Below are 9,563 nucleotides of genomic sequence, written 5' to 3' on the forward strand. Positions count from 1 at the left end.
TGTTCACATGGCCGGGCTAGAAAACCTTACCACGCGATCCGACCATGTCAACTCCGCTTCCGCGGGGCCAGACACTCACCGGACCATCCACGTGGAAGGCCTCGAAAAGCTTACCACATGATCCCCGGCTGTCAAACCAGATCATCTTCTTCAGGAATCCCGACCCGCATCACTGCCGGTCGCGCACCCGGTGAGCACCACCCGCCCTGGACCTGCCATTCTCGGCACGAATCCGCGGATTCTGTGTTCTTCACCCCGCCTCCCGGTCACCCGGTCGGCGTCTTGAGCACGAGATGGAACTCTACACACGAATCCCACCGAACACAAAATCAGGGGCGGCACCCGGCGTGCGGTCAAGGGTGGGCGGCCGGTTTCCGCCTGTTCTCGCGGATTCCTTCGGCCTGGCCCGCCCCGTTCGACGCTCCAGCGCCGTCACCCCCGGCCGTGACGTGCACCACTCCTCAGGGCGTGGCCGTCGTGTCCAGGGTCGGCTGGAGCCACAGGGTGGTCAGCGCCGGCACGTTCACCGTGACGTGGGCCGGCTGGCCCTGCCACTGGCCCTCGTGTGCCGCGATCACCTCGGACTGGCCGGTCTGCTCCCGCCAGCCGTCACCGTGGAAGTCGGTCGCGTCGGTGTCCAGCACCACCGTCCACTCCCCCGCGGACGGCACCCCCACGCGCAGCCCCTGACGCGGCGACCCCGAGAGGTTGGTGATGCACAGCAGCGGGGCGCCGCCCGGCTCGGCGGCCGGGGCCGCGGCGCCGTCGTCGTCGATCCGCGGCTCCGGCACCACCTGCGCCGCGGGCATGCGGAGGAACACGAGCGTGTTGCCGTCGGCGTCGCCGCCGTCCACCCACGCGAATCCCTCCGGGCTGTGGTCCAGCGACCACAGCGCCGGCTTGCTGCGGTAGAGCGCGTTGAGCTCCCGGATCGTCAGCTGGACCCCGCGGTGCGCCTCATCCCACGAGACGGGCCAGTCCAGGCCCTCGCCCTCGGACCACTCGCTCGGCTGCGCGTACTCCCCGCCCATGAACAGCAGCTGCTTGCCGGGGTGCGCCCACATGTACCCGTAGTAGGCGCGCAGGGTCGCCAGCTGCTGCCGTCGGTCGCCCGGGATGCGGCCCAGCAGGGAGCCCTTGCCGTGGACGACCTCATCGTGGGACAGCGGCAGCACGTAGTTCTCCGAGTAGGCGTACACCAGGGAGAACGTCCACTGCTCGTGGTGCCACCGGCGGTTGACCGGGTCCTGGGACAGGTAGGCCAGGGTGTCGTGCATCCAGCCCATGTTCCACTTCTTGCCGAAGCCGAGACCGCCCGCGTCCACGGGAGCGCTCACCCCGGAGAAGGCCGTGGACTCCTCCGCGATCATGTGGACGCCGGGGTGCAGGCGGTACACGGTCGCGTTGACCTCGCGCAGGAAGTCGATGGCCTCGAGGTTGTGGTTGCCGCCGTGCACGTTGGGCTCCCACTGCCCGTCCTCGCGCGAGTAGTCCAGGTAGAGCATCGAGGCGACGGCGTCCACGCGCAGCCCGTCGATGTGGAACTCGCCGAGCCAGTAGAGCGCGTTGGCCACGAGGAAGTTGCGGACCTCGGTGCGGCCGAAGTCGAACACGAGGGTGCCCCAGTCGGGATGTTCGCCCCGCCGCGGGTCCGGGTGCTCGTACAGGGCGGTCCCGTCGAAGCGCGCGAGCGCCCACTCGTCCTTCGGGAAGTGCGCCGGCACCCAGTCCACGATGACGCCGATCCCCGCCCGGTGGAGCGCGTCCACCAGGTGCTTGAACTCGTCCGGGGAGCCGAACCGGGAGGTGGGGGCGTAGTAGCCGGTCACCTGGTAGCCCCAGGACCCGCCGAACGGATGCTCCGCGACCGGCAGGAACTCCACGTGCGTGAACCCGAGCCACTGCACGTACTCCACGAGCTGCTCGGCCAGCTCGCGGTAGTCCAGCCCGGGCCGCCACGAGCCCAGGTGCACCTCGTAGATGCTCAGCGGGCGCTCGTGCGGGTCCGTGAGACGGCGGCGCTCCATCCAGGTGCGGTCCCCGAAGGCGTAGTCGGACTCGAGCACACGCGAGGCCGTGGCCGGCGGGACCTCCGTCCAGCGGGCCATCGGGTCCGCCTTCTGCCGCCAGAGCCCGTCCCGGCCGAGGATCTCGAACTTGTAGCGGTCGCCGTGACCGACGCCGGGCGCCAGCAGCTCCCACACGCCGGAGGAGCCGAGGGACCGCATGGCGTGGGTCCGGCCGTCCCAGCCGTTGTGGTCGCCCACCACGCGCACGGCCCGCGCGTTCGGCGCCCAGACCGCGAAGGCCGTGCCGACGGCCTCGTCGGCGGAGGTGCGGACCACGCGGGCGCCGAGCACCTCCCACAGCCGTTCGTGCCGGCCCTCCCCGATCAGGTGCAGGTCCAGCTCGCCGAGCGTGGGCAGGTGCCGGTACGCGTCGTCCTGCTCCTGGACGGGGCCGGTCGTGCCGTCCTCGGTCTCGTACGCCACCTCGACGCGGTAGTCGCCCGCGGCGGCCCCGGCCACCCGGGGCGTCGGGGCCACGCCCGCGAACACGCCGTCGTGCTCGTGCGTCAGCTCCACCCGCTGCCCGTCGCCGGCGCGGACCACCGTGACCGTGCGCGCCAGCGGGCGCAGCACGCGGTAGGTGACCGCGGCGCCGTCGGGATGCGGGTGGGCGCCCAGCACGGTGTGCGGATCGTGGTGCCGGCCCTGCGCGACGGCGGCCAGCACCTCCGGGTCCACGGCGAGCGGGGCGACGGCGGGGCGGGGGGCGGCGGACGGGGTCATGGCGATTCCTGTTCTGGGGACGGCGGGCGTCGGGAGCGGCTCAGCCGTTCCGGACGATCCGCAGGACGTGGGCGGGCTCGACGTGGGGGTCCAGGCGGACGTACGGGGTGCGGCCCCACTGCCAGCGCTGGCCGGTGAGCAGGTCCTCCACCTCGACGGCCCCGGACGCGTCGCGGTCCTCGGGGCGCAGACGCAGCGCCTCGAGGTCCAGGTCCAGGGTCGCCTCGACGACGTCGTGCGGGTTCGTGGTGACGACGACGATCAGGGTGTCCTCCGCGGGACCGGCGTCGGTGACCGCCTCGGCGTCCCGGTGCGCACCCTCGGGCCGGGCCGAGCGCGTCTTCGAGAACACGAGCAGGTCAGGGTGCGTCGAGGCGTGCAGGGTCAGGTTCTGCAGGTCGCCCAGCGCCGGGTGCGCCGCGCGGATCTCATTGAGCCGGGTGAGGTACGGGGCGAGCGAGGCGCCCGCGGCCTCCGCGCCCTCCCAGTCCCGGGGGCGGTACTCGTACTTCTCGTTGTCGATGTACTCCTCCGCGCCGGGCCGGGCCACGTGCTCGAACAGCTCGAACCCGGCGTAGACGCCCCACAGCGGGCTGGCCGTGGCGGCGACGACGGCGCGGATCCGGAACGCGCCCGGGCCGCCGTGCTGCAGGTACTCCGTGAGGATGTCCGGCGTGTTGACGAAGAGGTTGGGGCGATAGAACGCCGGCGTCTCGTGCGAGATCTCCTGGAGGTACTCCGCGAGCTCCTCGGCCGTGTTCCGCCAGGTGTAGTACCCGTAGGACTGCTGGAACCCGACCTTGCCCAGGGCGTGCATCATCGCGGGACGGGTGAAGGCCTCGGCGAGGAACACGACGCGCGGCTCCTCGGCGCGGACCTTCGCGATCAGCCACTCCCAGAACCACAGGGGCTTGGTGTGCGGGTTGTCCACGCGGAAGATGTGCACGCCGCGGGCCACCCAGCCCCGCACCACGTCCAGCACCGCCTGGGCGAGGCCGCCCGGGTCGTTGTCGAAGTTCAGCGGGTAGATGTCCTGGTACTTCTTCGGCGGGTTCTCCGCGTACGCGATGGTGCCGTCCACGCGGGTGGTGAACCACTCCGGGTGCGCGGCGACCCACGGGTGGTCCGGGGAGCACTGCAGGGCCAGGTCCAGGGCCACTTCGAGGCCCTCGTCCGCGGCCGCGGCCACGAACGCCTCGAAGTCCTCGACGGTGCCCAGGTCCGGGTGCACGGCGTCGTGTCCGCCCTCGGGCGCGCCGATCGCCCACGGCGAGCCCGGGTCCTGCGGCCCGGCCGTCAGCGTGTTGTTCGGGCCCTTGCGGTGCGAGGTGCCGATCGGGTGGATCGGCGGCAGGTAGGCCACCTGGAAGCCCATCCGGGCGACCGCCGGGAGCCGGCGGGCCGCCGTCGCGAAGGTGCCGGAGGACCACGTGCCGGAGGCCTCGTCGAAGCGGGCGCCCTCGGAGCGGGGGAAGAACTCGTACCAGGCGCCGCGGCCGGCGAGCTCACGCTGCACGTCCAGCGGGTAGAGCTCGGAGCTCGTGAGGTGCTCCCGCACGGGGCGGGCGTGGAGGACGGCGGACACCTCCGCCGACTCGGCGGAGGCCAGGCGCTGGGCCGGGATGAGCGACTCGTCCTCGAGGCCGCGAACGACCTCCTCGAACACGGCGCGGTCCTCGGCCGAGCGCTCCGCGTCCTCGGCGGCCCGGCGGAACAGGGCGGCGCCCTCGGCGAGCATCAGCTCCACGTCGACGCCGGCGGCGATCTTGACGGTGGCCGCGTGCTTCCACGTGCCCACCGGATCGTCCCAGCCCTCGACCACGAACTGGTGCAGGCCCGGCTCGGCGGGCCGCAGCGTGGCCACGACCTCGTCCAGGCCGGGCCGGCCCGGACGCATCTGCACGCGCTGCACCTCGGCGCCGGCCGGGTCGAGCAGGCGGACGGTGGCGCGCACGGAGTCGTGGCCCTCGCGGAACACGGTCGCGCGGACGGGGATGTCCTCGCCGACCACGGCCTTCGCCGGGAACCGGCCGTCCAGCACCACGGGCTGCACGTCCGTCACCGGGATGCGCCCCGTGACGGTCTGGAGGCGGACATCGGCTGCGGTGGCGCTCTGGGTGTCGGGCTTCACGGTGCTCACGCCACGACGCTACCCCGCGGCCGCGCCGGTGAGAACGGCCGGCCTGCCCGCCCGCCGTGGGGCGGAGGGGCGGGCCGGGGACGGGGCGCCGGACGGGACGCTCAGGACAGCATGGTCTTGTCGTCCACGACGGCGCCCTTGATCTTGCCGAACTCGGCCAGCAGGTCCGCCGGGGTGCGCCCGGCCTTCTCCTGCTCGTCCAGCTCGAGGATGATCCGGCCGTCGTGCATCATGATCAGCCGGTTGCCGACCTCGAGGGCCTGGGACATGTTGTGCGTGACCATCAGCGTGGTGAGCCGGTGCTCGGCCACCACCTGCCGGGTCAGGCGGGTCACCAGCTCCGCCCGGGACGGGTCCAGGGCGGCGGTGTGCTCGTCCAGCAGCAGGATCTTCGGTCCGGAGAACGTGGCCATGAGCAGGCTGAGCGCCTGACGCTGGCCACCGGAGAGCAGCCCGACCTTGGCGGTGAGGCGGTTCTCCAGGCCGAGTTCGAGCTTCGTGAGCTCGTCGCGGAACATCGCGCGCCGGGCGCGGGAGACGCCCCGCGAGAGCCCGCGGGCGTGCCCGCGTCGCCAGGCCAGGGCCATGTTCTCCTCGATCGTGAGATTCGGGGCCGTGCCCGCCGTCGGGTCCTGGAACACCCGGCCGATCGAGGCCGCGCGGCGGTGGTCCGGCATGCGGGTGACGTCCTTGCCGCCCACGGCCACGGTGCCGGTGTCCGGGAGCAGCTTGCCGGCGATCGTGTTCAGGATCGTGGACTTGCCGGCGCCGTTGGAGCCGATCACGGTGACGAAGTCGCCCTCGGCCAGGTGCAGGTCGATGCCCTGCAGGGCGCGCCGCTCGTTGACGGTGTTCGGGAAGAAGGTCTTGGAGACCTGTGAGATCTCAAGCACGGGGGGCCTCCTCGGAGACGGATGCGGCGGGGGTGGCGCCGCCCGGCTCGCCAGTCAGGGGCATGCCGGCGGTGGCCGGAGCGGCGGCGGCCGGCGCCGGGGTCGCGGCCGTGCCCCGCGTGCGCAGGCTCAGGCGCCTGGCGAAGCCGAAGCGCGGCAGCAGCAGGGCCACGACGACGAGGGCCGCGGAGATCAGCTTCATGTCGTTCGGGCTCAGGCCCGCGTTGAGGGCGAACTGGATGATCAGGCGGTAGAGCACGGCGCCGACGATCACGGCGAGCGTCGCCCAGAAGACCGTGCGCTGGCCGAACACGGCCTGGCCCACGATCACGGACGCCAGGCCCACGAGGATGAGGCCGATGCCCATGGAGATGTCCGCGAAGCCCTGGTACATGGCCAGCAGGGAGCCGCCGAGGGCCACGAGGCCGTTGGAGATCATCAGGCCGAGGATCTTCATCCGGTCCGTGGAGACGCCGTACGAGCGGATCATCTCCTCGTTGTCACCGGTCGCCTGCAGGGCGAGGCCCAGGTCCGTGTGCAGGAACCAGTCGAGGATCAGCTTCACCACGAACACACCGAGGAAGAGCACGAGGATCGAGCCCCAGTTCCGGGCCAGTCCCAGGTCGCCGAGCCACGTGAACAGGGTGTCCTGGCCGAGCAGGGGGATGTTGGCCTTGCCCATGATCCGCAGGTTGATCGAGTAGAGCGCGATCATCGTGAGGATGCCGGCGAGCAGGCCGTCGATCCGGCCCTTGGTGTGCAGCAGGCCGGTGACGAGGCCCGCGAGCGCGCCCGCCACGAAGGCGGCGAGCATGGCCAGGGGCACCGGCGTGCCGCCCGTGATGAGCACGGCGGCCGTGGCGGCGCCGGTGGTGAACGAGCCGTCCACCGTGAGGTCGGGGAAGTCGAGGATGCGGAAGGTCAGGTACACGCCGAGCGCGACGACGGCGTAGATCAGACCCAGTTCCACTGCGGTCAGCATGGGGTGGGTGCCTTTCGGGCGGTGCGAGGGGGACGGACGACGGCGGGACGGGATGGGCCGGCCGCCGACGTGCTCCGCGGCGGCTCGGACCCCGTGGTCCGGGCCGCCGCGGAGGCGGGCAGGCGCGGGATCAGCCCTCGACGAGCTGGTCGGCCCTGTCCTTGAGCTCGGCGGGGATCTCGACGCCGTAGGCCTCGGCGGCCTGCGGGTTCAGCACGAGCTGCAGGTTGGCCGGGTCGGCGTAGCCCACGGGCAGCTCGGCCGGCTTCGCGCCGTCCTTGAGGATCTTCACGGCCATCTCGCCGGCCTGCTTGCCGTGCGCCGTGTAGTCGATGCCGTACGTGCCCAGGGCACCGCGCTCCACGGAGTCGATGTCCGCCGAGATGACGGGGATGCGCTGCTCCTTGCCGTAGCCCACCACGGTCTCCAGCGCCGAGACGACGGCGTTGTCCGTGGGCACGTAGATGCCGTCCACGCCGGACAGGGACTGCACGCCCTGCTGGACCTCGGACGAGTTGGTGATGGTGGCCTCCTTGACCTCGAGGCCCAGCTCCTTGCCGGCCTCCTTGGCCTGGTCCACCTGGACCTTGGAGTTGGCCTCGCCGGAGTTGTAGACGATGCCGACGGTCGTGGCGTCCGGCTTCACGTCCTTGAGCAGCTGCAGCTGCTCCTTGACCGGGTTGCGGTCCGAGACGCCGGTGACGTTGCCGCCCGGGGCCTCGTCCGAGGCCACGAGCTCAGCGCCCTTCGGATCGGTGACCGCCATGAACACGACCGGCTTGTCCTTCACGGCCGAGACGGTGCCCTGTGCGGCGGGGGTCGCGATCGCGGCCACGAGGTCCACGTCCCCGTCGTTGGCGAAGGTGGAGGCGATCGAGGTGACGGTGGCCTGCTCGCCCTGGGCGTTCTGCTCCTCGAACGTCACGTCCAGGCCGGCGTCCGTGAACGCCTCCTTGAAGCCCTCGGCCGCGCCGTCGAGCGCCGGGTGGGAGACGAGCTGGTTGATGCCCACGGTGTAGGAGCCGTCGCCGCCGGCGGCGGAGGACGAGCCGGAGCCGCCGGAGCCGGAGTCACCGCACGCCGTGAGCCCGAGGGCGGCGACGGCGAGGGCGGCGGTGAGGGAGAGGGAGCGGTGCTTCATGAGACGGACCTCGTTCTGATGGTGCGGTGCGGGATGCGCTCGCCGACGGGGGCCCGTCGGACACAGTGCAGACACTGTGCGCGGTGACACGCATCACAGGCAAGACGTGCGCGCATCCACGCGACATCCTGCCATGTGATCGGCGTCACTGTGGACACTCTGCCCGCGACGGCGCCGCGCGCGACACCCGCGTCCCCGCCCGGCCGTCATCCCGGGCGGGGGCGCCGTGGGGGTCAGCGCCCGCCGGCGCGCTGCACCGAGATCTCGTACAGGGAGATGCCCACCGCCATCGAGGCGTTGAGGGACTCCATCGTCGAGTCGATCGGGATGGACACGATCTGCTGGCAGTGCTCCCGCACCATGCGGGACAGACCCTTGCCCTCGGCCCCCACCACGAGCACGAGCGGCTCCGTGGCCAGGGCGAGCCCGGGCAGCGAGACGTCCCCTCCGCCGTCGAGGCCCAGCACGAAGTAGCCGGCCTTGTGCAGGTCGACGAGGGTGGTGTTCAGGTTGCCGGCCTGGGCCACGGGCACCCGCGCGGCCGCGCCGGCCGAGGTGCGCCAGGCGGTGGCGGTCACGCCGACGGAGCGGCGCTCGGGCACGATCACGCCGTCCGCGTCGAACGCGGAGCCGGCCCGGATGATGGCGCCGAGGTTGCGGGGGTCGGTGATGCCGTCGAGCGCGATCAGCAGCGGCGGGGTCCGCAGGTGCCCCTTCTCGTGCTTCGCGAGCGCGTCGAGGGCCAGGGCCGTGGCGTCCGCGTACTCATAGGGCGGGATCTGCAGCACGATGCCCTGGTGCACGGCCTCGCCGGAGAGGCGGTCCAGCTCCGGCTTGGTGTTCTCCAGGACCGGCACGCCCTGCTCGAGGCAGAGGCGCAGGGCCTCCTTGACGCGGTCGTCCATCTCGATGCGCACGGCCACGTGCAGCGCCTTGGCCGGGATGCCCGCGCGCAGCGCCTCGAGCACGGGATTGCGACCGGAGACCGTCTCATCCGTGAGCTTCACGCGGCCGCGGACCTGGTCCGTCACGGGACCGCGCTTGGCGGCCGAGCGCTCGGCCAGCTGCTTGGCGCGGTGCGCCTTGTGGTAGACCCGGTCCTCGGCCTTGGGGGTGGGGCCGCGGCCCTCGAGCGCCTTGCGACCGTGGCCGCCGGTGCCCTTCATGGGGCCCTTCTTGCCCTTGGGCTTGCGGGATCCGCCGGAGCGGGGGGCGGTGGACATGGCGGGACTCCTGCGTGCCGGGGACGGGGGCGGCGGCACGCGGGGCGCCGCCGGATCGCCCTCCAGTCTAGGGCATGTCTGACAATCGTTTGGACCATGCGATCACAGCATTCAGCACCACAGCGGACCGGTAGACGATCGCGTACTTGTCATACCGGGTCGCCAGACCCCGCCACTGCTTCAGGTGCGCGTACTGACGCTCGATGACGTTGCGGCCCTTGTAGGCGTCCGCGTCGAGGCTAACGGGGCGCCCGCCGCGGGCACCGCGCCGTCTGCGGTGGCCCTGCTGGTCGGCCGGTTCGGGGATGACCGCTTTGATCCCACGGGCACGTAGGTGGGTGCGGATCGCCCGGGAGGAGTACGCCTTATCGCCCAGCACGGCCTCGGGGCGG

7 protein-coding genes are annotated in these 9,563 nt (G+C 72.1%); all 7 read right to left on the reverse strand.

All coding sequences use genetic code 11. The features are described 5' to 3' along the window. Positions 1 to 461: 461 nt before the first annotated feature. Entirely contained in the window at positions 462 to 2,792 is a 2,331-nt protein-coding gene (gene glgB, locus ACTSKS_RS10730) for a 1,4-alpha-glucan branching protein GlgB (RefSeq protein ID WP_442927550.1), read from the reverse strand. A gap of 40 nt (positions 2,793 to 2,832) precedes the next feature. After that, positions 2,833 to 4,932, reverse strand: coding sequence for an alpha-1,4-glucan--maltose-1-phosphate maltosyltransferase (locus tag ACTSKS_RS10735; protein ID WP_206496006.1), 2,100 nt, complete (start codon positions 4,930 to 4,932; stop codon positions 2,833 to 2,835). A 101-nt stretch (positions 4,933 to 5,033) separates the two neighbouring features. Then, positions 5,034 to 5,825: an ABC transporter ATP-binding protein gene (locus tag ACTSKS_RS10740; RefSeq protein WP_036382449.1), complete on the reverse strand. Its 792-nt coding sequence runs from the start codon at positions 5,823 to 5,825 to the stop codon at positions 5,034 to 5,036. Continuing rightward, a complete protein-coding gene (locus ACTSKS_RS10745; RefSeq protein WP_036382447.1) occupies positions 5,818 to 6,807 on the reverse strand; it encodes an ABC transporter permease in 990 nt (329 codons plus the stop codon). The genes ACTSKS_RS10740 and ACTSKS_RS10745 overlap by 8 nt, the downstream gene beginning before the upstream one ends. 130 nt (positions 6,808 to 6,937) lie before the next feature. Then, on the reverse strand, positions 6,938 to 7,948 hold the full coding sequence (locus ACTSKS_RS10750; RefSeq protein WP_206496005.1) for an ABC transporter substrate-binding protein: 1,011 nt from the start codon (positions 7,946 to 7,948) through the stop codon (positions 6,938 to 6,940). Between the two features lie 233 nt (positions 7,949 to 8,181). Further along, the gene (gene rlmB, locus ACTSKS_RS10755; RefSeq protein ID WP_002856490.1) at positions 8,182 to 9,171 is read right to left on the reverse strand and encodes a 23S rRNA (guanosine(2251)-2'-O)-methyltransferase RlmB; all 990 of its coding nucleotides are present in this window, start codon (positions 9,169 to 9,171) and stop codon (positions 8,182 to 8,184) included. Positions 9,172 to 9,238: 67 nt separating this feature from the next. Continuing rightward, on the reverse strand, positions 9,239 to 9,563 hold a 325-nt coding region (locus tag ACTSKS_RS10760; RefSeq protein ID WP_442927551.1), incomplete at its 5' end, for a transposase.

The sequence above is a fragment of the Micrococcus sp. TCR-5 genome (genome assembly GCF_052220525.1).
Classification (GTDB): domain Bacteria; phylum Actinomycetota; class Actinomycetes; order Actinomycetales; family Micrococcaceae; genus Micrococcus; species Micrococcus luteus.